This is a genomic window from Stenotrophomonas sp. GL_101 (assembly GCF_057835675.1).
Genome location: NZ_CM174432.1, coordinates 615,069 through 637,683 on the forward strand (window position 1 = coordinate 615,069; position 22,615 = coordinate 637,683).

General features: G+C 66.6%; 20 protein-coding genes and 1 pseudogene. 7 read left to right on the top strand and 14 right to left on the bottom strand.

The window, feature by feature from the left end:
- Positions 1–6: 6 nt before the first annotated feature.
- Together AC3IR9_RS02760 and AC3IR9_RS02765 are read right to left on the bottom strand one after the other, a co-directional pair.
- Positions 7–1,353, bottom strand: coding sequence for a phosphohexomutase domain-containing protein (locus AC3IR9_RS02760; protein ID WP_489293904.1), 1,347 nt, complete (start codon positions 1,351–1,353; stop codon positions 7–9).
- An 82-nt stretch (positions 1,354–1,435) separates the two neighbouring features.
- On the bottom strand, positions 1,436–2,398 hold the full coding sequence (locus AC3IR9_RS02765) for a glycosyltransferase family 2 protein (RefSeq protein ID WP_489293905.1): 963 nt from the start codon (positions 2,396–2,398) through the stop codon (positions 1,436–1,438).
- Between the two features lie 145 nt (positions 2,399–2,543).
- Between AC3IR9_RS02765 and AC3IR9_RS02770 the strand changes: the two genes are divergently transcribed.
- The 3 genes from AC3IR9_RS02770 to AC3IR9_RS02780 are packed head-to-tail and all read left to right on the top strand — an operon-like array spanning position 2,544 to position 4,551.
- A complete protein-coding gene (locus AC3IR9_RS02770) occupies positions 2,544–3,278 on the top strand; it encodes a CoA transferase subunit A (RefSeq protein ID WP_489293906.1) in 735 nt (244 codons plus the stop codon).
- Between the two features lies 1 nt (position 3,279).
- Positions 3,280–3,912: a CoA transferase subunit B gene (locus tag AC3IR9_RS02775; protein ID WP_489293907.1), complete on the top strand. Its 633-nt coding sequence runs from the start codon at positions 3,280–3,282 to the stop codon at positions 3,910–3,912.
- Between the two features lie 57 nt (positions 3,913–3,969).
- Positions 3,970–4,551 (top strand): alpha-ketoglutarate-dependent dioxygenase AlkB family protein, encoded by a 582-nt coding sequence (locus tag AC3IR9_RS02780; protein WP_489293908.1) that lies wholly within the window; start codon positions 3,970–3,972, stop codon positions 4,549–4,551.
- A 6-nt stretch (positions 4,552–4,557) separates the two neighbouring features.
- Here AC3IR9_RS02780 and AC3IR9_RS02785 read toward each other — a convergent pair whose 3' ends face one another.
- The 4 genes from AC3IR9_RS02785 to AC3IR9_RS02800 are packed head-to-tail and all read right to left on the bottom strand — an operon-like array spanning position 4,558 to position 8,143.
- A complete protein-coding gene (locus AC3IR9_RS02785) occupies positions 4,558–5,187 on the bottom strand; it encodes an ABC-type transport auxiliary lipoprotein family protein (protein ID WP_489293909.1) in 630 nt (209 codons plus the stop codon).
- Positions 5,184–6,110 (bottom strand): MlaD family protein, encoded by a 927-nt coding sequence (locus AC3IR9_RS02790; protein WP_489293910.1) that lies wholly within the window; start codon positions 6,108–6,110, stop codon positions 5,184–5,186. Before AC3IR9_RS02790 ends, AC3IR9_RS02785 begins: the two co-directional genes overlap by 4 nt.
- A 29-nt stretch (positions 6,111–6,139) precedes the next feature.
- Positions 6,140–7,027 carry an ABC transporter ATP-binding protein gene (locus tag AC3IR9_RS02795; RefSeq protein ID WP_489293911.1) on the bottom strand — a complete coding sequence of 296 codons (888 nt, stop codon included), beginning with the start codon at positions 7,025–7,027 and terminating at the stop codon, positions 6,140–6,142.
- A gap of 3 nt (positions 7,028–7,030) precedes the next feature.
- The gene (locus AC3IR9_RS02800; protein ID WP_489293912.1) at positions 7,031–8,143 is read right to left on the bottom strand and encodes an ABC transporter permease; all 1,113 of its coding nucleotides are present in this window, start codon (positions 8,141–8,143) and stop codon (positions 7,031–7,033) included.
- Between the two features lie 102 nt (positions 8,144–8,245).
- On the opposite strand from AC3IR9_RS02800, the gene AC3IR9_RS02805 reads away from it, so the two are divergent.
- The gene (locus AC3IR9_RS02805; protein ID WP_489293913.1) at positions 8,246–9,505 is read left to right on the top strand and encodes a threonine/serine exporter family protein; all 1,260 of its coding nucleotides are present in this window, start codon (positions 8,246–8,248) and stop codon (positions 9,503–9,505) included.
- Between the two features lie 222 nt (positions 9,506–9,727).
- On the opposite strand, the pseudogene AC3IR9_RS02810 reads toward AC3IR9_RS02805, so the two are convergent.
- The 4 genes and pseudogenes from AC3IR9_RS02810 to AC3IR9_RS02825 form a co-directional block, all read right to left on the bottom strand.
- Positions 9,728–10,099 (bottom strand): annotated as a pseudogene (locus AC3IR9_RS02810) (H-NS histone family protein); the annotation flags it as partial.
- 551 nt (positions 10,100–10,650) lie between these two features.
- Positions 10,651–11,885, bottom strand: a protein-coding gene (locus tag AC3IR9_RS02815; protein ID WP_489291031.1) for an IS3 family transposase whose coding sequence is annotated in 2 segments (ribosomal slippage) — positions 10,651–11,534 and positions 11,534–11,885 — 1,236 coding nt in all. Because the reading frame shifts where the segments join, the coding sequence is not laid out codon by codon here.
- 109 nt (positions 11,886–11,994) lie between these two features.
- On the bottom strand, positions 11,995–13,686 hold the full coding sequence (locus tag AC3IR9_RS02820) for a proline--tRNA ligase (RefSeq protein ID WP_489293914.1): 1,692 nt from the start codon (positions 13,684–13,686) through the stop codon (positions 11,995–11,997).
- A gap of 113 nt (positions 13,687–13,799) precedes the next feature.
- A complete protein-coding gene (locus AC3IR9_RS02825; protein WP_489293915.1) occupies positions 13,800–14,180 on the bottom strand; it encodes a DUF4124 domain-containing protein in 381 nt (126 codons plus the stop codon).
- A gap of 164 nt (positions 14,181–14,344) precedes the next feature.
- On the opposite strand from AC3IR9_RS02825, the gene pssA reads away from it, so the two are divergent.
- The 3 genes from pssA to rimI are packed head-to-tail and all read left to right on the top strand — an operon-like array spanning position 14,345 to position 16,037.
- Entirely contained in the window at positions 14,345–15,124 is a 780-nt protein-coding gene (gene pssA, locus AC3IR9_RS02830) for a CDP-diacylglycerol--serine O-phosphatidyltransferase (protein ID WP_489293916.1), read from the top strand.
- Complete coding sequence (locus AC3IR9_RS02835; protein ID WP_489293917.1) at positions 15,121–15,543, top strand: hypothetical protein; 423 nt, start codon at positions 15,121–15,123, stop codon at positions 15,541–15,543. Before pssA ends, AC3IR9_RS02835 begins: the two co-directional genes overlap by 4 nt.
- Positions 15,540–16,037 carry a ribosomal protein S18-alanine N-acetyltransferase gene (gene rimI / locus AC3IR9_RS02840; RefSeq protein ID WP_489293919.1) on the top strand — a complete coding sequence of 166 codons (498 nt, stop codon included), beginning with the start codon at positions 15,540–15,542 and terminating at the stop codon, positions 16,035–16,037. The genes AC3IR9_RS02835 and rimI overlap by 4 nt, the downstream gene beginning before the upstream one ends.
- Positions 16,038–16,054: 17 nt before the next feature.
- On the opposite strand, the gene AC3IR9_RS02845 is transcribed toward rimI, so the two are convergent.
- The 4 genes from AC3IR9_RS02845 to AC3IR9_RS02860 form a co-directional block, all read right to left on the bottom strand.
- Entirely contained in the window at positions 16,055–16,882 is an 828-nt protein-coding gene (locus tag AC3IR9_RS02845) for a DMT family transporter (RefSeq protein WP_489293921.1), read from the bottom strand.
- 529 nt (positions 16,883–17,411) lie between these two features.
- Positions 17,412–20,237, bottom strand: coding sequence for a valine--tRNA ligase (locus AC3IR9_RS02850; protein WP_489293923.1), 2,826 nt, complete (start codon positions 20,235–20,237; stop codon positions 17,412–17,414).
- 297 nt (positions 20,238–20,534) lie between these two features.
- Complete coding sequence (locus AC3IR9_RS02855; protein ID WP_489293924.1) at positions 20,535–20,960, bottom strand: DNA polymerase III subunit chi; 426 nt, start codon at positions 20,958–20,960, stop codon at positions 20,535–20,537.
- Positions 20,961–21,045: 85 nt separating this feature from the next.
- Complete coding sequence (locus AC3IR9_RS02860) at positions 21,046–22,524, bottom strand: leucyl aminopeptidase (RefSeq protein ID WP_489293925.1); 1,479 nt, start codon at positions 22,522–22,524, stop codon at positions 21,046–21,048.
- Between the last annotated feature and the right edge of the window lie 91 nt (positions 22,525–22,615).

Below are 22,615 nucleotides of genomic sequence, written 5' to 3' on the forward strand. Positions count from 1 at the left end.
CCCAGGTTACTGCTGGAGAAGGCCGGAGATTTCGTCGGTGCGCTGTTGCAGCAGCGTCGCATCGCCCCGGGTCTCAACATTCAACCGCAGCAGCGGCTCGGTGTTGGAACTGCGCAGGTTGAAGCGCCAGTTACCGAAGTCGGCGCTGATGCCGTCGGTGTGGTCCAGCGTTGGCGACTGAGCGGCATAGTGATCCATCACCCGCGCTACGGCAGCCTTGGCATCGACGACCTTGAAATTGATTTCACCGCTGCACGGGAATTTCTGCATGCGCGCTTCGACCAGGTCGGCCAGCGAACGCCCCGATTCGGACACCAGTGCGGCAATCAGCAGCCAGGGAATCATCCCCGAGTCGGCGTAGGCGAACTCGCGGAAATAGTGGTGCGCGCTCATTTCGCCGCCATAGACGGCGTTCTCGCTGCGCATCTTTTCCTTGATGAAGGCGTGGCCGCTCTTGCACAGCACCGGCTGGCCTCCGGCCGCTTCGACCATTTCCACGGTGTTCCAGGTCAGGCGCGGGTCGTGCACGATTTTGCCGCCGGGCTGGCGCGCCAGGATCGCCTGGGCCAGCAGGCCCACCAGGTAGTAGCCTTCGATGAACCGGCCGCTGTGGTCGAAGAAGAAGCAGCGGTCGAAGTCGCCGTCCCAGGCGATGCCAAAATCCGCTCCATGTTCGCGCACGGCCTGCGCGGTCATTTCGCGATTTTCCGGCAGCAGCGGATTGGGAATGCCGTTGGGGAAACTGCCATCGGGCGCGTGCGCGATGCGGATGAACTCGAACGGCAGGTGCGGGGCGAGCAGGTCGACGATGGTGCCCGCGCCGCCGTTGCCGGCGTTGACCACCAGTTTGAGCGGTTTCAGCCCGGTGCGGTCGACGTAACCGAGCAGGTGCTCGATGTAGGCGGTCTTGTCCGGGTAGGGCTGCAGGCCACCCTTGGGGGCAGTGGCGGGCGCGGCATCTGCTTCCACGGCGTCGGAAATCGCGAACAGGCCGGTATCGGAACTGATCGGGCGCGCGTTTTCCTTAACCAGCTTCATCCCGTTGTAGTCCATTGGATTATGGCTCGCCGTCACCATCACCCCGCCAGCGGCGTTCAGGTGATCGACCTGGAAATAGACCTCCTCGGTGCCGCACAGGCCGATGTCCAGCACCTCGCGTCCGGCGCCGCGCAGGCCCGCCGCCAGAGCATCCTGCAGGGCAGGGCTGGTCAGGCGCACGTCATGGCCCACCACCACGGTTCCCGGCGACAGCTGCGCAGCCAGCGCCACGCCGATGCGGCGGGCCAGGTCTTCGTTCAGCTCATCGGGCACGCGGCCGCGGATGTCGTATGCCTTGAATGCGGGGAGGGTCATCGTCAGTCCTTTTGTGAAGTCAGCGCGCTAGTTTACTGGCAGCCGTGTTTGAGAATCGTTTGCGAGACAGCCCGACCGCCCTTCACGGGCGCAGCAGGTCGACCCCCGCTGAGAGAACTCCCCGCCCAAACCGACTGTAGTTGCCCGCCAGGAGTTGGCCCAATACCGGGCGTAAACGCTGCAGACGGGAGGCGGGCAGGTCGGCACGGATGGCCACGTGGTGCATCTTGCGGCGGATCAGGTCCAGTGTGTCGGCGGGCATTCCCAGTGCACCTGCACGTGCAAGGAGCAGTTCCGACTGGCGCCGCTCTATGTCCAGCTGACGTGTGCGCCTGGCATTGCGGGGCAGGGGATCATTGCCGCCAAGGCCGAGCTGGTTGTTGCTGTGCAGGCGGTAGCTGATGAGTTTTTCCGGCAGGCTGTCAATGTCACCGCGCATTGCGGCCAGGGTGCCGATCCACGCATCGTGGACCCACTGCGTTTCCGGCAGCGGAAGGGCATCGGCCAGTACCTCGCGGCGGAACGCCATGGCAGCGCCGGTCATCAGGTTGCGCTTGAACATGAGATTGAATCCGCTGCCGCGATGCATCCGGCGCAGCGTTCTGGCATCGATGCCCAACGCCCGGAACAGGCTGCGCGGCAGCGTTTTTCCGGCGCCGTCGATCAGTGTCGCATCGCTGTGCAGGGCCAGCAGCGTGGGTCGGGCAGCAAACTCGGCACAGAAACGCTCCAGTTTGTCTGCGTGCCAGACATCGTCCTGGTCGCACAGGAAGATCAACTCACCGGTGCAGACCCGCAGCGCGCCATCGAAATTGCGCCGATACCCCAGGTTTTCCGCATTGACCTGAAGATCGACGACGATTCCCGATGCCTCGGCGACCGGCACGAACGCGCGAAGGATATCCACGCTGCGATCGCTGGACAGGTCATCGCGAATGACGATCTGGTCAGGCCGCCGGGTCTGTGCCAGCAGGCTATGCAGTTGTTCCTGCAGAAACTGCTCGCCGTTGTAGGTGCAGACGGCGATGGAGACGGTGGAGGGCATCAGGGCCGCACATGTGGACTGTGGCGGAGTATCTCATGCCCCACCGAGGGGGCAGCCGCCGCCTCCGCGGATGGCGCCCCACATCCGGAGAACCGCAGGCACAACCGCTACAATGCCCCCTTACATCAACGAGGTGAGGGCGTAGATGAGCAAGTCCCCAGAGGCCGCCGGGCGGCGCGGCAAGCAGTACGCCAGTGCGGCCGAGGCGCTGCATGGCGTGGTCGTCGATGGCCAGACCCTGGCGGTCGGTGGTTTCGGCCTGTGCGGCATTCCCGAGGCGCTGATCGCGGCACTGCGCGATACCGGCGCCAAGGGCCTGACGGTGATTTCCAACAATGCCGGCGTCGATGGCTTCGGCCTGGGCCAGCTGCTGGAAACCCGCCAGATCAAGAAGATGATTTCGTCCTACGTGGGCGAGAACAAGGAATTCGAACGCCAGTTCCTGGCCGGCGAGCTGGAACTGGAATTCAATCCGCAGGGCACCCTGGCCGAGCGTCTGCGCGCCGGTGGCGCGGGCATTCCGGCGTTCTTCACCGCTACCGGCTACGGCACGGTGGTGGCCGAAGGCAAGGAAACCCGTGCGTTCGACGGCAAGCACTACGTAATGGAAACCGCGCTGCGCGCCGATGTGGCGCTGGTCAAGGCGTGGAGGGCCGATCCGTCGGGCAACCTGGTGTTCCGCAAGACCGCGCGCAACTTCAACCCGGCCTGCGCGATGGCCGGCAAGCTGTGCATCGTCGAGGTCGAAGAAGTGGTGCCGCTGGGCAGCATCGACCCGGACCAGGTACACCTGCCCGGCATTTACGTACACCGCATCGTCCACAATCCGACGCCGGAAAAGCGCATCGAACAGCGCACCGTGCGCAGCGAGGGGAACTGAGATGGCCTGGACCCGTGATGAAATGGCCCAGCGTGCCGCGCGTGAGCTGACCGATGGCGCCTACGTGAACCTAGGTATCGGCCTGCCGACCCTGGTGGCCAACCACATCCCCGAGGGCGTGGACGTGTGGCTGCAGTCCGAGAACGGCCTGCTCGGCATCGGCCCGTTCCCGACCGAGGCCGAGGTCGACGCGGACCTGATCAATGCCGGCAAGCAGACCGTCACCGCGCGCGTCGGGGCCAGCTACTTCGGCAGCCACGACAGCTTTGCGATGATCCGCGGCGGCCACATCAACCTGGCCATCCTCGGCGCGATGCAGGTCACCGCCAGCGGCGACCTGGCCAACTGGATGGTGCCCGGCAAGATGGTCAAGGGCATGGGCGGGGCGATGGATCTGGTGGCCGGCGTGCAGCGCGTGGTGGTGCTGATGGAGCACACCGCCAAGAACGGCGAGCACAAGATCCTGCCCGAATGCACGCTGCCGTTGACCGGCGTGGGCGTGGTGGACCGCATCATCACCGACCTGGCCGTGTTCGATGTCACCGACAAGGGCCTGGTGCTGGTTGAAGCCGCACCGGGCGTGGGCATCGACGAACTGACTGAAAAAACCGGCGTGGCCTTCGGCCAGGCCTGAGCATCCGCCTGTCGGGGTGCCCGCACGCGCGGGCACCCCACCGCCGATGAGGGACCGATGGATCTGCATCTGCGCGATGCGAACGTGCGCTGGCACCGCCACTGGTTGGCGGCCGGCGATGCGGACGTGCTTCAGCGAACCCTGCGCGAGGCCGTGCCGTGGGAGGTGCATCGCATCCGCATGTTCGGGCGGCAGGTGGATTCGCCGCGGTTGAGTTGCTGGATGGGCGATCCGGCCGCGTGCTACCGCTATTCCGGCACCGACTTCGTACCGGTGCCATGGCACCCCGCGGTGCTTGCGCTGCGCGATCGATTGGCCGCGTTCTGCGGCACCGCCTTCAACAGCGTCCTGCTCAACCGTTACCGCGATGGTGATGATGGCATGGGCTGGCACAGCGACAACGAACCGGAACTGGGGCCGGCCCCGCTGATCGCCTCACTCAGCCTGGGCGCGGAGCGTCGCTTCGCGCTGCGCCGTCGTGACGATCACGCGCGCAAGGCCGAGGTGGTGCTCGGCCATGGCGACCTGCTGCTGATGGGCGGGCAGACCCAGCAGCATTACCAGCACGCGCTGCCCAAGAGCACCCGGCCCTTGGCCGAGCGCATCAACCTCACCTTCCGCTGGATCGCGCGGCCCTGATCGAGGCTACCGGTGATCGGCTTGCCCGGTCACCAAGGTCCAGCCCACCACCTCGGTGGTGAGCGCCTGCAGGCTCTTTTCGAACGCATGCGCGACCTCGGCGGTATCGGTGCTGCCGACCGGCTGCTGCTGGCGGAAGCTGCGGTCGGCCACCACGCGCTGGTCGACCACGTGGATGAGCTTGGCATTGACCTCGATCACCACCGACGGGGTGGCCTGGCCGGCATAGTCGGCCTCGAAGCGGCGGACATCCATGGCCAGTTTGTAGTCGGCACGGATGCCGGTGGTGGCGCGGGCCACGCCGCCGATCCGGCCGGAATCCTCGAAGCCGCGCAGCAGGGCGTCGTCGAGCATGTCGGTTGCCGGTTGCGCCCAGCTCACGCCCTTGTAGACCTGCAGTTCGGACGGGGTGGGGCGCACGTTGATGCGCGGGCTGTCGACCACGCGCGCGGCGCTGGGCTTGACCAGGATCAGCTGCCAGTCGACCTTGGGCCAGCCCGGGTCGGCCTGGATGCGCACGATCGGCGAATAGATGGTCACCGCGCTGCGCTCGTTGCTGCCCAGCAGCGAGCAGCCCCCGAGCAGGGCGATCAGGGCAACCGGCAATACGGTTCGGATCAGGGTCGGGCGGCTCATTTGGGGTCGAACTCCTTGGGCGCGTCACGGCCCAGCAGATAGCGTGCTGGATTGTTGTCGAGGCGGTCGCTGACCCGGCGCAGGTCGCGGATCAGGCCGCGCAGCTCGGTCAGGGTCGGGCCGAGCTGGGCCAGGCCGTCGTTGGCGAAGCTGTTGATCGCCGCGCGGTTCTCGCCGAGGATCGAATCGGCATTGCCGGCGGCCGAATCCAGCTTGGTCAGGGTGGTTTCCAGCTTGTCCAGGATCGGCGGCAGCTGCTGCACCAGGTTGGTGTCCAGGCGCTGGATGGTGCCATTGGTGGTCTTCAGCGTGACCTCCAGGCTGCGCGCGGCATCGCGCGCGCTGAGCAGCAGCGCCTGGGTGCCCTGGTCGCGATCGGCCAGGCCGCCGCTGATGGTTTCCAGGTTGGCCAGGGTGGCGTTGATGCTGGCCACGTTGCGGTCACTGAGCACCTGGTCCATGCGCTCGACGATGCGGTTGGCCACGTCGGTGATGTTCTGCAGGGCCGAGGGCATCGTCGGGATGATCGGTGCCGGGTCCTTGTTGACCGCCGTCAGCGCGGCGGCCTGCGGCGTGCCGCCGCTGAGCTGGATGATCGACGGGCCGGTCAGGCTGGTGATCGCCAGCTTGGCGCGGGTGTCGGTCTTGATCGGCGTATTGGAGTTCAGGCGGATCCGCGCGACCACCTGGCGCGGGTCATCGGGGACCAGGTTGAGTTCGGTGATCGACCCGACCGCGATGCCGTTGTACTGCACCGGGCTACCCACCGTCAGCCCGGTGACCGCCTCGCGGAACACCACCCGGTACTCGGTCCAGGTGCGGTCGGAGGAGTACTTGGCGGCCCACAGGCCGAATGCCAGCAGGGCCAGCCCCACCACCAGGGTGAAGGCGCCGATCAGGACGTAGTTGGCTTTGGTTTCCATGGTTCAGGTGCCCAAGAAAGTGCGGTGCATCATCGGGTGTCATCCTCGCTGGCGCGGGGTGAGGCGTGCGTCACTGGCTGGCCGGCGGCGGCGGACGGCGGCAGGCCGGCGCGCGCCGCGCGCGCCCGTGGTCCGTGGAAGTACTCCTGGATCCACGGGTGGTCCAGTTGTTCGATCTCGTGCAGTGGCGCATTGGCGATCACCTTGTGATCGGCCAGCACGGCCACCCGGTCACAGATCGCATACAGCGTGTCCAGATCGTGTGTGATCAGCATGACCGTCAGCCCCAGTGCTTCCTGCAGGGTCTTGATCAGGCGGTCGAACGCGGCCGCGCCGATCGGGTCCAGGCCGGCGGTCGGCTCATCCAGGAACAGCAGCGGCGGGTCCAGTGCCAGCGCCCGCGCCAGGCCGGCGCGCTTGCGCATGCCGCCAGACAGCTGCGAAGGCAGCTTGTTGATCGCATCGGCGGGCAACCCGGCCAGCTTGACCTTCAGCAGCGCCAATTCGTAATGCCAGCGTTCGGGCAGCTCGCGGTGGTGTTCCTTCAGCGGTACCTGCACGTTCTCGCCCACGGTCAGCGAGGAGAACAGCGCGCCATCCTGGAACAGCACCCCGGTGTTGCGTTCGATATGCAGGCGGTCGGCCGCCACTCCCGAACGCGCGTCCACGCCGAGCACCTCGATCTGGCCGGCGTCGGGCGTGCGCAGGCCCAGGATGCTGCGCATCAGGACCGACTTGCCGGTGCCCGATCCGCCGACCACGCCGAGGATCTCGCCACGGCGCACGTCCAGGTCGAGGTCTTCGTGCACGGTCTGGCTGCCGAAACGGTTGGTCAACCCGCGCACCCGGACGGCCAGCTCGACGGCATCGGAGTCGGGCACGGGGTGGTCTGCGCGCGCAATGGCCGGGGTGTTCATCGCTTACCAGTCCATCTTCATGAACCACAACGCCGCGACGGCGTCGAGGATGATCACCAGCGAAATCGTCTGCACCACGCTGGAGGTGGTGCGCTCGCCCACCGACTGCGCGGTGCCTTCCACCTTCAGGCCTTCCAGGCAGCCGATCAGCCCGATCACCAGTGCGAACACCGGCGCCTTGGACAGGCCCACCAGCATGTGCCGCACTTCCATGGTGTCGTACATGCGCGCGATATACATCTGCGGCGGAATGTCCAGGTCGAACGCGCCCACGGTGATGCCACCGGCGAGGCCGGCGATCATCGCGATGAAGGTCAGCAGCGGCAGGGTCAGCAGAAGGGCGACCAGCCGGGGCAGTACCAGCAGGTCGACCGGGTCCAGGCCGAGGGTTTTCATCGCATCGATTTCTTCGCGCGCCTTCATCGCACCGATCTGCGCGGTGAACGCGCTGGCGGTGCGTCCGGCCAGCACGATCGCGGTCAGCAGCACCGCGAATTCGCGCAGGAAGGCGATGTTGACCAGCTCCACCACGTAGATCTCCGCGCCGAAGTCACGCAGGATCGTCGAGCCGAGGAAGGCGATCACCGCGCCGACCAGGTAGGACAGCAGCGCAACCAGCGGCACGGCATCCAGCCCCACCTGTTCCATCTGGGCAACGGTGGCGGTCAGCCGGAAGCGGCGCGGTTCCTTGATCAGCCGCGCGGCCTTGACCAGGTTCTCACCGAGGAAGCTGGCCAGCGCCACGATGTTGTGGCCCATGCCATGCACGCTGACGCCCAGCCGCTCCAGCGCCGCCAGCACGCCGAAGTCGCGCTTGGGCTTGGGCCGCTCGTCGGCGACCTCTTCGATGGTGCAGACCAGCGCGCGGTATTCCTCGCGGAAATTCAGCGCATCCTCGCCGAGCTCGGCGCGCCGCGCCACGCGCAGTACCTGCAGCACGCCGGCCGAATCAAGCTGGGTGATGCCGCTGGCATCGATGCCGGTGAGCCCGTCGGGAATGCCGCGCAGCACGTCGGCCGCGGCCAGCGCGGTGTGCAAGGTCCAGTGGCCGGACAACCGGACAAGGCCGGGGTCCTGCGCATCCTGTTCGAGATGGGGGGCTTGAGTTGGCGTCATGGGGCGTCCTGCCGCGCAGCATACCTTGTCCGTGTAGACGGCAAGTGTGTGACGGGCAACATGAATGTTCAGCCGGGCAAGCTTCGGGTAATACTACAAAACATGTCTGCCGATACCGCCACCATCGTGACCCCCCAAGCCACCTATGCGCAGCGCGTGGCGTTCGTATCGGAAATGGCCGGGCGCCTGCACAGCTATGGCACTACCGCACAGCGGCTGGAGGCGGCGGTGGTCGCCCTGGCGCAGCGGTTGGACCTGGATTGCGAGCCGTGGTCGAACCCGACCGGCTTGATCCTGAGTTTCAGCGACCCGACCAAGGCGATCGGTTCATCGGACATCACCCGCGTGATCCGGCTGGCACCGGGCGAGAACGACCTGCACAAGCTCAGCATTGCCGACCAGATCACCGACGCGGTGGCCAACGGCACCATGAGCATTGCCCAGGGTCACACCGCGCTGCGGCAACTGGACAAGGATCCAGGCCGGCGCGGCAAGATCCGCATGATCCTGTCCTACAGCCTGGGCGCGGCGGGCGTGGCCGGGCTGTGGCGGTTGCCGTGGCTGGATATCGCCACCGCCGGGGTGATCGGTCTGCTGATCGGCCTGATGACGCTGTACACCGATCGTCGCCCGGCCAGCCGCGAGGCCAGCGAGGCACTGGCGGCGTTGCTGGCCGGTACGGTGGCGGCGCTGGTGGCCTCGTTCCTGGGGCCGCTCAATCTCAATACGGTGATCATCGCCTCGCTGGTGGTGATGCTGCCGGGCATGTCGCTGACCAATGCGGTCAACGAGCTGGCCAGCCAGCACTGGGTGTCGGGCACGGCCCGGTTTGCCGGGGCGGTTACCACGATCCTGAAGTTGACGGTGGGCGCGGTGATCGCGGTGACCTTGTCCGGCGTCATCGGGCTGGAACCGCATGTACGCGCCTCGCGGCCGCAGGCCGACTGGGTGGAATGGAGCGCATTGTTGCTGGCCGCGTTCGCCTTCGCGATGCTGTTCAAGGCCAACCGTCGCGATTATCCATGGGTGATGGCCGCGGCCGTGGCCGGGTACGCCATTTCCAAGTTCGCCGGCCAGGCCTGGGGCCTGCCGGCGGGTATTTTCATGTCGGCGATGGTGATGACCGCGGCGGGCAATCTGTTTGGGCGCTGGGTGCAGCGTCCCGGCGCGATCATCCGCCTGCCCGGCATCATCATGCTGGTACCGGGCAGCACCAGCCTGCGCGGGGTGCTTACCCTGGTGCAGCAGCAGGACATGAGCGCCGGCCAGACGGTACTGATGACCGTGCTCAACGTGGTGATGGCACTGGTGGCCGGGCTGCTGTTCGGCAACCTGCTGGTGCCGGCGCGGAAGAATCTCTGAAAAGCGAAGCCGAGACAGGGGCCAAGTCCAACATCCAGATCCAGCGCAGCGGTTACGGGAGAGAGGGTTGATGCTCTTTCTGTACCGACCAGTGGCGTGTCCAAAAGCTGGTATGGGTGTGTTGGCGGGACCCGTGGAATCACGCGCCACGCAGGAAACAAAAAGCGCCGGCTTTCGCCGGCGTTTTTGAATTTCAGTTTCCGATGAAACCAGAAACCATTACTTCTTGATCAGGAACTCTTCGACCTTCTTGCCCTTGGTGGTCAGCGCGGCCAGCCAGCGCGGCTGCTTGCCACGGCCGGTCCAGGTTTCCTTCGGGTTGGCCGGGTTGCGGTACTTCGGGGCGACTTTGCCCAGCTTGCGCACGGCCTTCTTGACCGGTGCCTTGGTCGCCTTGGTCGCACGGCCACGGGCCGGGGCGGCGCCACCGAACACTTCTTCGATCGAATACCCGTGCGCCTTGGCCAGCTTGGTCAGCTGCGCGCGCACCTTGGTCACCGCCGGGCGCTTGGCCACGATGGTCTGTTGCTTCTTGGCGTTCTTGATCAGGGCGCCCAGCTCTTTGGCGGACAGGCCACTCAGGTCAATGCTCATCAACTACTCCGGAATCTAATTAAGGACGGGGTGGGCCAGTCCTTGGCATCGGCGACAGCATACATATCCCGTCGGGTGCTGCACAGAGTTAACCGGGATATTCAATCGCCCGGCCCAAAGGAATAGGTTCTTCTCCCATCTGCGGGAAAAGCACAACGCGCGTTGGGGTTCCTGTATCTGGCTGGCCAGGCAGGGGTGGGCGAGTTCACGTGGGCAGATGGGCCGAGCGCCGGGCATCGGTACCAGCGTGCAGAGAGCGCTGGCCGCCCACGGTAAAGACCGGCGTGCGCCTGTGCGTTCCGCAAGCCGAGCCCCTTGGCGGCCGGCAGGCCCTTGGCAAAATAAAGGAGGAGGCCGTCGCCACCGGGCGGCGGCCGGGGGACATTTGCACAAGGGCCTGCCGGCCGCCAAGGGGCCCCGGACGCTCGCGTCGTGTCCGGACAAAGTGACATCCGCGCAGGCTGCTGTCGCCGCTTGGCTGAACCTCTCAACCGGGAGAAGTGACCCGTCCTGCCATAGGTTGACACCTGTGGCGGATGATCTGGCCGCCGTCAGGCGGCCAGAGACGCCCGATGCACCGCATCGGGCGTTTGCATTTTAAGCGACAGGTGCGGCCGCTCGGCGTTATAGATCCCCACCGACTCGGCGACCATCTGGCGTGCCTGCAGCAGGTCCCGGGGCCGGTGCAGCAGGAACTCGCCCTTCAATATCCCATTTACCCGTTCGGCCAGCGCATTCTGGTAGCAGTCGTAGCCATCGGTCATCGAGCAGGTCACCCCATGCCTGGCGTGGATCTTCTGGTAGTAGTCCGAGCAGTACTGGATGCCCCGGTCGGAGTGATGGATCAGCTGCTGCCGCGTTTTTCGTTCCTTCAGCGCCATCTGCAGTGCTTGGGCGACCTGTTCGGTCTGCAGGGTGTCGTGCACGCTCCAGCCCACGATCCTGCGCGACCACACATCGGTAATCAGGCTCAGGTATACAAATTTCCCCTGCGTGGGCAGGTAGGTAATGTCGGCTACCCAGACCTGCTCACTGCCGGTCGGTACCACGCGCCCTTCGCCGGGCTTGAGAAGATTGGGGTGCCGCCGGAAGCGGTGATGGCTGTCGGTCGTCTTGTGGTACGCCCGCCGCATGGGGACCAGCAGCCGGGCATCACGAAGGACGCCAAACAGACGGTCGCGCCCCATTGCCACTCCCGATGCTTGAAGCGTCGGTCCAATCAGATGATGCAGCTTGCGCGTGCCGATGCGCGGCTGGCGCGCTCGATAGCCACCTACCAGCGCGAGCGCCCGAGCACCGTCGGCCAATTGCCGCTGCTGACGATGGCCTGCCTGATAGTACGCTTGGCGACTGATACCAAAATGCCGGCAAGCCCTTGCCACGCTTACGCCTTGGAGGCGCCTTTGCGTGAGGACTTGCCGGAAGGCTTTTTTACGATGCGCACCCCGTAGTCTTCCTTGAGCACATCCACGATGGCCTCGAAAAGCTGCGCCTTCTCGGTCGCCTCCCGCAGCTGAACCTGCAGGACTTTGATCTGTTGTTCCGGTGTCAGCGGCTTGGCCGTTCCGGACTTGGGAGCTGTGGTCATGGGGGCAGATGATGCCCCACCTGACCAGTCTTGCCGACCATGTCGCCGAAGCCACGACAGCACGGTGCTCCGTCCTTGGATTCCGTAGCGCTCCTGGGCCTGCTTGTAGGTCAGCTCCCCACGCTCGACCTGGTCCACCACCGACAACTTGAAGGCCAGCGAGTAATCCCGCTGGCTGCGCCTGATTGTTGAATTCATTGAACATTCCTCTTCCTGTGGGAAAAGGTGTCAACTCAATTCAGGACGGGTCAAAGAACCAAAAAAAGCCGGGGTATTCCCCCGGCCTTCTTCGATTCCCCGGTCTGGATCAGCCTGCCAGCCGACCCAGCAGCGCATCGCGGTCCAGGCTCTCGGCCTCGCTCGCGGTGCGCGCCCGGTACTCGTAGGTCCCGGCAGCCAGGCCGCGCTCGGATACCACCACCCGGTGCGGCACCCCGATCAGCTCCATGTCGGCAAACATCTGCCCCGGGCGCAGGCCGCGGTCGTCCAGTGCCGCATCCAGTCCGGCCGCCTGCAGCTGCGCCAGCAGGTCGGCAGCGGCAGTGGCGACGGCGTCGTCCTGCTTGGGGTTGATCACGCACACCACCACCTGCCACGGAGCCATCGCGGCGGGCCAGATAATCCCGGCGTCGTCATGATTCTGTTCGATGGCGGCCGCGACGATGCGCGAAATACCGATGCCATAACACCCCATCGCCAGCACCGCGGCCTTGCCGTTTTCATCCAGCACGGTGGCTTTGAGCGCCTGCGCATACTGGCGGCCGAGCTGGAAAACATGGCCGACTTCAATGCCGCGTGTGATTTTGAGTTCGCCACCATCGGCGGCGCGATCGCCTTCCTTTGCGTTGCGGATATCGACCACTTCCGGCTCGGCCAGGTCGCGGCCCCAGTTGACCCCGGCAAGATGGAAACCTGCCTCATTGGCACCGATCACAAAGTCGGCCATCGCCGCCACGTCGCGGTCGGCGAGGATGCGGATCGGCTGCGCCGGATTGAGCGGACCCAGGAAACCCGGCGCGCTGCCCAGGTGCGCGGCGATCTCCGCCTCGCCGGCCATGCGGTAGCCCTGCAGGCCCTCCACCTTGCCCAGTTTGATTTCGTTGACGTCGTGGTCGCCGCGCACCAGCGCCAGCACGAACCCCGCCGGGCCCATCACCGCGATCGACTTGACCGTGCGTTCCAGGCCCAGGCCGAGCAGTTCGGCGACGGCCTCACAGGTCTTCTGGGTGGGCGTATCGACCTTGCGCAGCGCTTCGCCGGCGGCCGCGCGCGGTGCCGGCGCGGCGGCAACCGCCGCTTCCATGTTGGCTGCGTAATCCGAGCCGGTGGAGAACACCAGCGCATCTTCGCCGGACGCGGCAATCACGTGGAATTCCTGCGATGCATCGCCGCCGATCGCGCCGGAATCGGCCTGCACCATGCGGAAATCCAGGCCCAGGCGGGTGAAGATGCGGCTGTAGGCCGCCTTCATGTTTTCGTACTCGCGCACCAGGCAGTCATCGTGCAGGTGGAACGAGTACGCATCCTTCATCAGGAACTCGCGTGAACGCATCACCCCGAAGCGCGGGCGGATCTCATCGCGGAACTTGGTCTGGATCTGGAAGAAATTGACCGGCAGCTGCTTGTAGCTGGACAGCTCCTGGCGCGCGAAATCGGCCGCGGCCTCTTCGGCGGTGGGGCTGTAGCAGAACACCTGGTCCTTGCGGTCCTTGATCTTCAGCAGCTGCGGACCAAACTTCTCCCAGCGCCCGGTGGCTTCCCACAGTTCCTTGGGCTGGATGGTCGGAATCTGGAATTCCACCGCGCCGGCGCGCTCCATTTCCTCGCGCACGATGCGCTCGACCTTGCGCAGGACGCGCAGGCCCAGCGGCGACCAGGTGTACAGCCCCGAGGCCAACTTGCGGATCATGCCCGCGCGCAGCATCAAGCGGTGGCTGGTGAGCTCCGCGTCGCTGGGGGTTTCCTTGGTGGTGTGCAGGTGGAACTGGGAGAGGCGCATCGTCGGCTTCGCTGAACGGCAGAAGCCGATATTCTGCCAGTCCCGCCGCCGCGATGCCCATCACCGCCGGGAAGCGCTCGGCCGCCGCCGCGCGTGGCCGCCCGGCCGGACGTTCAGGCGGCCGGCTTGCAGTACGCCTTGATGGCTGCTTCGGCCAGGCCCTTCTGGGCGTCGCGCTGCCCCGTGTCCAGCGCGGTATCGGCGATGCCGTCGCCGTTGGTGTCCTGCATGACCGCGCCCTGGCCGTTGAGCAGGGTCAGGTTGCTGCGCGCGGTGGTGCACTCGCTGGTTTCAGCCGGGGCCTTGGCGGCCGCTTCGGTGCGGATGACCGGATCGCGGCCCTGGACCTGGCGCGATTCATACTTCTGGCCGGTTGGCGGCTTTTCCGAATACTGGGTCACGCCTTGGGCGTCCTTCCACTTGTAGACGGTACCGGCACTGGCCGAGGCGCTGGCCAGCAGCAACAGGCAGCACAGAGAGGGCAGGGCACGCATGGCAACTCCGGGCAGCAGGGTCTGGGCGCCGATTGCAGCATCCCGGCCCGGCGCTGGCAAGCCGGCGGCGACAGGCGGGTCGCCGGGCGGCGGCAACGGTCTGCAGACCGGCCGTTACTGCCTGCACTGCCCCAAAGGCCGCCACACCCACTAAACTGGCCGGTATGGATGAGATGAAACCCCCGCCGCGCTCGCGCAGCATCTACTTGTTGCCCAACCTGTTCACCACTGCAGGCCTGTTTGCCGGCTTCTACGCGATCATCGCGGCGGCCAATGGCGACTTCGTCAATGCCGCCATCGCGGTGTTCGTGGCCGCGGTCATGGATGGCCTGGACGGCCGCGTGGCCCGGTTGACCGGCACCAGCAGCGAATTCGGCGTGCAATACGACTCGCTGGCCGACCTGGTCAGCTTCGGCATGGCCCCGGCCCTGGTGATGTACCACTGGTCGCTGTCGTGGCTGAAATTCGACGATCCGGTGCTGGGCCGGGTCGGCTGGGCGGTGGCGTTCCTGTATGCGGCCTGCGCCGCGCTGCGCCTGGCCCGCTTCAACACCCAGGTCACCGTGGTCGACAAGCGTTGGTTCATCGGCCTGGCCAGCCCGGCGGCAGCCGGCCTGATGATGTCCTTCGTCTGGGCCTTCGCCGATGGCAACCTGGGCTGGGACGGCAACCAGCTGCGCTACGTGGCACTGGGCGTGACCCTGGTGGCTGCACTGCTGATGGTCAGCCGGATCCGCTTCTGGAGCTTCAAGGGCAGCGGCGAGAAAGGACCGCGTGCCGATCGCGTGCCGTTCCTGGCGTTGGCGCTGGCGCCGATCGGGATCGCGATCATGGTCATCGACCTGCCGCGCGTGCTGTTCGCGGTGGGCATCGTGTATGCGCTGTCCGGCCCCTGCTACTGGCTGTGGCAGCGTACCCGCAAGACGGCCGAGCCCGGCGCGTGAGCGAGGCCGGCCTGCCGCCGCTGTGGTCGTCTGCGCAGCAGTCGTGGCTGCAGGCGATGGGCTACACCGTGTTTGTCGACGGGCAGGTCGAGGAGGCAGCCGCGGTCGCTGCGGTTGAGTTGAGCGTGGCCAGGGCAACGCCGGAGCCACCGCCAGCGGTGCCGGCCACCCCGGTGGAGGCAACCTCCCGCTCCGCCCCGCCAGCGCGTGAGCGCAGCGCGGGGGGGCGTCGGGCCGCGGTACGCATGCCCGACCGGCTGCAGATCGCGCTGCTGCGCGCCTCCGGCTGCAACCCGTCCGAACCGGACACGCAGGCGTTGATGGCCGGCTGGAACCTGGAACAGCTGCGTGGCGATGCCGCCGCCAAGCGTGCGTTGTGGCCGCAGCTTCGCGCCCTGCGCAAGCGGGGCCGGGGATGAGCGCGGTCAGCTCGCCGCGCCCGCTGTCGCTGCGCGCGCTGCGCGAGGCGGACCTGGACGTGGTGATGCCGATCGAGCTGCGCGGCTACCCGTTCCCGTGGACGCGCGGCATCTTCGTGGACTGCCTGCGGGCCGGTTACCCGTCGCTGGCGCTGGAAGACGACGGCGTGCTGGTGGGCTACGGTGTGCTGAGCATCGCTGCCGACGAAGCGCACGTGCTCAACGTCTGCGTGGACCCGCTGAGCCAGTCGCGTGGCCTGGGCCGCTACCTGTTCCGCGCGCTGGTGGTGCTGGCGCGTGAGCATCGCGCGCAGCGCGTGTTCCTGGAAGTGCGCCCCTCCAACACCGCGGCGGTGGCGCTGTACCACAGCGAAGGCTTCAACGAGATCGGCCGCCGCCCACGCTATTACCCGGCCCGCGACGGTCGCGAGGACGCGCTGGTGATGGCGATGGAACTGGTGGACGACGACATCCAGACGATGCCGCCGCTGTAACGGCGTGCCGCACGGCGCTACCCGGCCATCCGCAGCGCGCCTGCACCCAGCACGATCAATCCGGCCGCGATCCAGCGCTGGGCGGTGACACGTTCGCGCAGGACCCAGGCCGATATCAGGATGCCGAACAGGATCGAGGTTTCGCGCAGGGCCGAGATCATCGCCACCGGCGCGACCGTCATCGCCCACAACGCCAACCCGTAGGAGGTCAGCGTGCCAATGCCGCCGACCACCGCATACCCCCAGTTGCCGCGCGCATAGGCCACCAGCGGCCCCGCGCGGGTACACAGGGCCCACAGCGGCAGCGGCAGCCCGGACAGCAGGAACAACCACAGCGTGTAACTGAGCGCCGCGCCGGAATGGCGCGCGCCCCAGGCATCGACCAGCGTATAGCTGGCGATCACCATCGCGTTGAGCAGTGGTAACCACAGGTGCTGGCGTGACCCGCCGCCGGTCATGCACAGGATGCCCAGGCAGATCAACGCGATGCCGCACCAGGCGATGCCGTGCAGTGGTTCATCAAACAAAAAGATACCCGCGATGGCGACCAGGATCGGCGCGCAGCCCCGCATCAGCGGGTAGGAGGTGCTCATGTCGGTGAGATGGTAGGTGCGTGCCACCAGCACGTAATAGACCACCTGCAACAGCGTGGAGGCCGCCAGCCAGGGCCAGCTGCGCGGGTCCGGTGCGGGCAGGAAGGGCAGGCAGATCGCCGCGATCAGCGCCGCCGAGCCGGTCACCAGGATCGTGGTGAACAGGGTGTTGCTGCCGCGTTTGACGATCGCATTCCAGCTGGCATGCAGCGCGGCGGCAAACAGGACGATGCAGAAAAGGGACAGCGACATCGTGTCGGCGCAGGCTCCTTGAAAGAGCGCCCATCATGCCAGCGCAAGCATCCCCCGGCCGCCTGCGGCAGCCTCCTCCTTGATTTTGCCCAAGGACCTGCCGGCCGCGAAGGGGCTCGGCTTGCGGAAGGCGGGAGCAAGCCCACGCTTCTGATGGACCGCTCGCGCTCTGCCCAGCGCTCGACCCGGTATCTGGCCAGGCATTCGGGGCCGCGATCAGGGTAACCCTCAACGGTGGTGACCAACCTTGGTAAGCGCATCGGTGCCCGCGCGCGGAGAACCGCAGCGCCCACCAAGCGGCACCGAAAGCTCGCGATACACCCAAGCGAAGACGCACACACTCGCTGCTGCCGCCCGTTGAAGTGAATCTCTCCACTCAACGGAGAGAACAACCAAAAGCGCCGCGATCCCTGATGGGATCGCGGCGCTTTACTTAAGTGAACAACACTAGACCCAGGGTCAGCTTTTTCTGTGATCCATCCGTGCTGGATGCCTGCGCCAGAGCCGGCCAATGGCCGGCCCCGGACGCTTACAACTTCGCGCGCTGCTCGCGCAGACCGGCCAGCTGCGCGGTCCAGTCGACCAGGCGCACGCGCTCCTGTTCGACCACCGCCGCCGGCACCTTGTCGGTGAACCGGGAGAGCTTGGTTTCGCTCTTTTCCTTCTCCGATTCCACCCGGCCGATCTCCTTGTCCAGGCGGGTGCGCTCGGCATCCATGTCGACCAGCCCTTCCAGCGGGACCAGCAGCGTGAGCTCGCCGACGATGGCGGTGGCTGACGGCGGCGTTTCAGTACCGGTGGCCAACCAGTCGATGCGTTCCAGCTTGAGCAGGAACGTCAACGATGCGGCGAAGCGGGCGATGCGCGTACGGTCCTCTTCGTTGCCGCCCTGCAGCAGCAGCGGCACCAGCTTGGACGGCGGCACGTTCAACTCGCTGCGCACGCGGCGCAGGGCGTTGACCATCGACTTCAGCCATTCCACGTCGGCTTCGGCGCGGGCATGATCGCCGGCGAACTCCGCAGCCGTCGGGTACGGGCGCAGCGACAGGGTATCGCCGTCGATGCCCAGGCGCGGGGCCACCTGGCGCCACAGCTGTTCGGTGACGAACGGGGTCAGCGGGTGCAGCAGGCGCAGCAACGCTTCCAACACGTACAGCAGCGTGTGGCGGGTGCTGGTGGCATCGGCGGCGTTGTCGCCGTTGAGCGCCGGCTTGGTCAGCTCCAGGAACCAGTCGCAGAACTCATTCCAGGCGAACTCGTACAGGCACTGCGCCAGCAGGTCGAAGCGATAGTTGGCGTAATGGGTCTGCGCGTCGGCCGACACCGCTGCCAGCCGCGACAGGATCCAGCGCTCGGCGTCGGTACGCGGCTGCGGCACGCCGGTGAAGCGGCTGCCTTCGGTGTTCATCAGGGTGAAGCGGCTGGCGTTCCACAGCTTGTTGCAGAAGTTCTTGTAGCCTTCGGCGCGGCTCATGTCGAACTTGATGTCGCGGCCATGGGTGGCCAGGGCTGCGATGGTGAAGCGCAGCGCATCGGCACCGTGGGCGATGATGCCGTCGGGGAATTCGCGGCGCGTCGCCTTCTCGATCTTCGGGGCGTCCTTGGGCTTCATCAGCCCGGTGGTGCGCTTGGCGACCAGGTCGTCGATGGAGATGCCGTCGATGATGTCCAGCGGGTCCAGCACGTTGCCCTTGGACTTGGACATCTTCTGGCCCTGCCCATCGCGGATCAGGCCGGTCATGTAGATGTCCTTGAACGGAATCCTGCCGGTGAAGCTGTCAGTGGCCATGATCATGCGCGCCACCCAGAAGAAGATGATGTCGAAGCCGGTGACCAGCACCGACGACGGCAGGTAGCGGTCGAAGCCGCGTTCGGCCATCGCCTGCTCGTTGGGCCAGCCCAGGGTCGAGAACGGCCACAGCTGCGAGGAGAACCAGGTCTCCAGCACGTCGCTTTCCTGGTGCAGCACCACGTCCTCGCCCAGCCCGTTCTTCGCGCGTGCCTCGGCCTCGTCGCGGCCGACGTAGCAGGTGCCGGCATCGTCGAACCACGCCGGGATGCGGTGGCCCCACCACAGCTGGCGGCTGATGCACCAGTCCTGGATGTTCTCCATCCAGTGCCGGTAGGTATTGATCCAGTTGGGCGGGACGAACTGGATCGACCCGTTCTCGACCAGCTCCAGGCCGCGTTTGGCGAGCACGTCCATCTTCACGAACCACTGGTCGGTGAGGTACGGCTCGATCACCTGCTGGGTACGGTCGCCGCGCGGCACCTGCAGCTTGTGCGCATGGGTCTCCACCAGGATGCCGAGGTCTTCCAGTTCGGCCAGGATCACCTTGCGCGCTTCGTAACGGTCCAGCCCGCGGTATTTCTCCGGGGCGTTGTCGTTGATCGCCGCCACCGGGGTGAACAGGTTGATCATCGGCAGGTTGTGGCGCACGCCCACCTGGTAATCGTTGAAGTCATGCGCGGGGGTGACCTTGACCACGCCGGTGCCGAAGGCGCGGTCCACGTAATCATCGGCGATCACCGGCACGCTGCGCCCGGTCAGCGGCAGGGTCACGCTGCGGCCGATCAGGTGCGCATAGCGCTCGTCTTCGGGGTGCACCATCACCGCGGTGTCGCCCAGCAGGGTTTCCGGGCGGGTGGTGGCCACCACCAGGTAATGGCGGGTTTCGCGCAGGGTCTCAACGCCGTCGGCATCGCGCTCGACGTGCTCGTAGCTGGCACCGTCTTCCAGCGCATAGGCGATCGACCACAGGAAACCGTCTTCTTCCACGCTTTCCACTTCCAGGTCGGAAATGGCGGTCTTCAGCACCGGGTCCCAGTTGACCAGGCGCTGGCCGCGGTAGATCAGGCCCTGCTCGTGCCAGCGCACGAACGCCTCGATCACCGCTTCGGAGGGCTGCGGGTCCATGGTGAAAGTGGTGCGCGACCAGTCTGCCGAGGTGCCCAGGCGGCGCATCTGGCGCTCGATGATGTCGCCCGACTGCTGCTTCCACTCCCACACTTTGTCGATGAAACCGTCGCGGCCCAGCGAATCGCGGGTCTCGCCATTGCCGGCCAGCGCCAAGTTGCGCGACACCACCATTTCAGTGGCGATGCCGGCATGGTCGGTGCCCACCTGCCACAACGTGTCGTAGCCGCGCATGCGGTGGTAGCGCACCAGCGCATCCATCAGGGTCTGCTGGAAGGCATGGCCCATGTGCAGCGTGCCGGTCACGTTCGGCGGCGGCAGCAGGATGGTGTACGGCTCGCCCTTGCCGGACGGCTTGAAATGGCCGGCCTTCTCCCACGAGTCGTACAACTCGGTTTCAAAGGTTTTGGGGTCGTAGCTGGAGGCGAGTTGGGTCATGCGGGAGCCAGGATCGAAGACGGGAGGTGGGGGTGCGGGAAGTGGGGCGACGTGGTGGTGCCGACGTTGTAGAGCCGACGTTGTAGAGCCGACTGTTAGTCGGCTGCGGTGCGGTGCTGCGGTGCCATGCAGCTGTTCGGTGCAGCCGACTAACAGTCGGCTCTACCCTGTCGAGAGGATGCCTGCGATCGGGCGGCCGATGGTGAAGAAGGCGAACCAGGGAAAGATCAGGGCGGTCAGCAGGCGCATCAAGGGTCTCCGGGTTCGGGGGCAGCGCCACGGTGGGCGCCGCGCGGCTTACATGTCGTACTTGTTCAGGTCAAAGCCCAGCGCCTTGTACTGGCGCCAGCGCTCGCGCAGCGGTTCGCGCGCCTCCGGGTCGGCCGGCACCACCTCCAGCACGCGATCGCAGCTGGCCAGGTAGGGGTCGTCGCGCAGGTTGATCACCAACGGGCGGGCAGGGGCCTCGGTGCCGGGCACGGCAATCAGCACCAGCGCCTCTTCCTCGTCCATGTCTTCGCCGGCGATCTGGTGCGGAATGTAGGCATCGTCGTCGAACGACCACAGCAGCTCATCCAGTTCCTCGGCCTGGGCCTGGTCGCGGGCCAGCACCAGGGTGAACAGCCCGGCGTCGTTGGCCTTGCGTGCCAGCTCGCAGACCAGGCGCAGCGGCTCGGTCAGGAAGCGGGGCTTGGCGATCAGGTAGAAATCAGCACGGGACATGGGCAGGCCTGGAGCGAAAGGGAAGGCCCGGCACCGGGCCGGGCGGGATCGCGGCAGCCGATGGGCCGCCGCGATCGGTGCTGCATCAGGCGCGGGCGACCTGGTCCAGCAGCCACTGGCTCAGCAGGCCGACCGGGCGACCGGTGGCCATGCCACGCTTGCCTTCGTCGCTGGCCACGCCGGCGATGTCCAGGTGGGCCCAGCGCTGGCCGTCGGTGAAGCGCGACAGGAAGCAGCCGGCGGTGATCGCACCGGCCCAGCGGCCGCCGATGTTGTAGACGTCGGCAAAGCTGGAATCCAGCATCGGCTGGTACTCGTCCCACAACGGCAGGCGCCAGGCGCGGTCGAACACGTGCTCGCCGGCGGCCAGCAGTTCATTGGCCAGGTCGTCGTGCTTGCTCATCAGGCCGGCGGTCTGGTGGCCCAGCGCGACCACGCAGGCACCGGTCAGGGTGGCCACGTCGATCAGCGCGGCCGGCTCGAAGCGCGCCGCATAGGTCAGCGCGTCGCACAGGATCAGGCGGCCTTCGGCGTCGGTATTGCCCACTTCGATGGTCTTTCCCGACATCGCGGTGATGACATCGGACGGACGGTAGGCGTTGCCGTCGATGGCGTTTTCCACCGCCGGCACCACCACCACCAGGTTCAGCGGCAGCTTGGCGGTGACCGCCGCGACGAAGGTGCCGATGACGTTGGCGCCACCGCACATGTCGTACTTCATTTCTTCGATGCCGCCCTGGGTCTTCAGGTTGACGCCGCCGGTATCGAAGGTGATGCCCTTGCCGACCAGCACGTAGGGCTTGGCGTCGCCGCCGTTGCTCCACTTCAGCACCACCAGGTGCGGGCGGTTGGCCGAGCCGCGGGCCACGGCCAGCAGCGAGCCCATGCCCAGCGCTTCCATCTGCGCCTCGTCGAGGATTTCCGCTTCCGCACCGGCATGGGCCTGGGCGAAGGCGACCGAGGACTCGGCCAGGTAGGCCGGCGTGCACAGGTTCGGCGGCAGGTTGCCCAGCTCGCGGGCGTGCTGCACGCCGGCGGCGATGGCCTGCCCCTGGGTCAGGGCCTGGCTGTCGGTGCCGGCGATGGCCAGGGTGGTCAGGCCGGGTTCGTCGGCCTTCTTCTTGCCCAGCGTGGCGCTGTAGCGGTAGGCCGCGTGGTCGGCGGTGATGATCGCCTGGCGGATGTTCCAGGCCGCGTCGCGGCCCTTGACCGTCAGTTCGGTCAGGGTGAACAGGGCGTGGTGGTTGACCCCGCTTTTGAGGGCGCGGCTGGCGTCGCCGACCGCCTTGAGGTACTGCGGCACGCCAAACTTGGCCGGCTCGCCCAGCCCCACCACCAGCACGCGCGGGGCGTTCACGCCCGGCAGGTCGTGCAGCAGGGTGGTGTTGCCGGTCTTGCCGCCGACGTTGCCGCGGGCCAGCAGGGCCGACAGGCGGCCGCCCGACGCGGCGTCCAGGGCTTGCGCCGCCGGGCTCAGGGACTGGTCGGCATAGGCGCCGACGATGACGCAATCGCACTCGGCCGAGGCCGGCGCTGCGTGGTTCAGGGTGAATTCCAGGGCCATTGATCAGATTCCGTTGGCAAATCCGTACAATCGCGAGCTGTTTACGTCCCGTCAGTAGACTGGGCAGCACCGCGAACGAATCCGAGAGTTT

Coding starts and splice junctions, on each gene's coding strand:
- AC3IR9_RS02805 (WP_489293913.1), top strand. CDS start 8,246: ATGTCTGCCGATACCGCCACCATCGTGACCCCCCAAGCCACCTATGCG.
- AC3IR9_RS02800 (WP_489293912.1), bottom strand. CDS start 8,143: ATGACGCCAACTCAAGCCCCCCATCTCGAACAGGATGCGCAGGACCCC.
- pssA (WP_489293916.1), top strand. CDS start 14,345: ATGGATGAGATGAAACCCCCGCCGCGCTCGCGCAGCATCTACTTGTTG.
- AC3IR9_RS02860 (WP_489293925.1), bottom strand. CDS start 22,524: ATGGCCCTGGAATTCACCCTGAACCACGCAGCGCCGGCCTCGGCCGAG.
- AC3IR9_RS02775 (WP_489293907.1), top strand. CDS start 3,280: ATGGCCTGGACCCGTGATGAAATGGCCCAGCGTGCCGCGCGTGAGCTG.
- AC3IR9_RS02855 (WP_489293924.1), bottom strand. CDS start 20,960: ATGTCCCGTGCTGATTTCTACCTGATCGCCAAGCCCCGCTTCCTGACC.
- AC3IR9_RS02825 (WP_489293915.1), bottom strand. CDS start 14,180: ATGCGTGCCCTGCCCTCTCTGTGCTGCCTGTTGCTGCTGGCCAGCGCC.
- AC3IR9_RS02765 (WP_489293905.1), bottom strand. CDS start 2,398: ATGCCCTCCACCGTCTCCATCGCCGTCTGCACCTACAACGGCGAGCAG.
- AC3IR9_RS02790 (WP_489293910.1), bottom strand. CDS start 6,110: ATGGAAACCAAAGCCAACTACGTCCTGATCGGCGCCTTCACCCTGGTG.
- AC3IR9_RS02795 (WP_489293911.1), bottom strand. CDS start 7,027: ATGAACACCCCGGCCATTGCGCGCGCAGACCACCCCGTGCCCGACTCC.
- AC3IR9_RS02850 (WP_489293923.1), bottom strand. CDS start 20,237: ATGACCCAACTCGCCTCCAGCTACGACCCCAAAACCTTTGAAACCGAG.
- AC3IR9_RS02780 (WP_489293908.1), top strand. CDS start 3,970: ATGGATCTGCATCTGCGCGATGCGAACGTGCGCTGGCACCGCCACTGG.
- AC3IR9_RS02845 (WP_489293921.1), bottom strand. CDS start 16,882: ATGTCGCTGTCCCTTTTCTGCATCGTCCTGTTTGCCGCCGCGCTGCAT.
- AC3IR9_RS02820 (WP_489293914.1), bottom strand. CDS start 13,686: ATGCGCCTCTCCCAGTTCCACCTGCACACCACCAAGGAAACCCCCAGC.
- AC3IR9_RS02770 (WP_489293906.1), top strand. CDS start 2,544: ATGAGCAAGTCCCCAGAGGCCGCCGGGCGGCGCGGCAAGCAGTACGCC.
- rimI (WP_489293919.1), top strand. CDS start 15,540: ATGAGCGCGGTCAGCTCGCCGCGCCCGCTGTCGCTGCGCGCGCTGCGC.
- AC3IR9_RS02785 (WP_489293909.1), bottom strand. CDS start 5,187: ATGAGCCGCCCGACCCTGATCCGAACCGTATTGCCGGTTGCCCTGATC.
- AC3IR9_RS02760 (WP_489293904.1), bottom strand. CDS start 1,353: ATGACCCTCCCCGCATTCAAGGCATACGACATCCGCGGCCGCGTGCCC.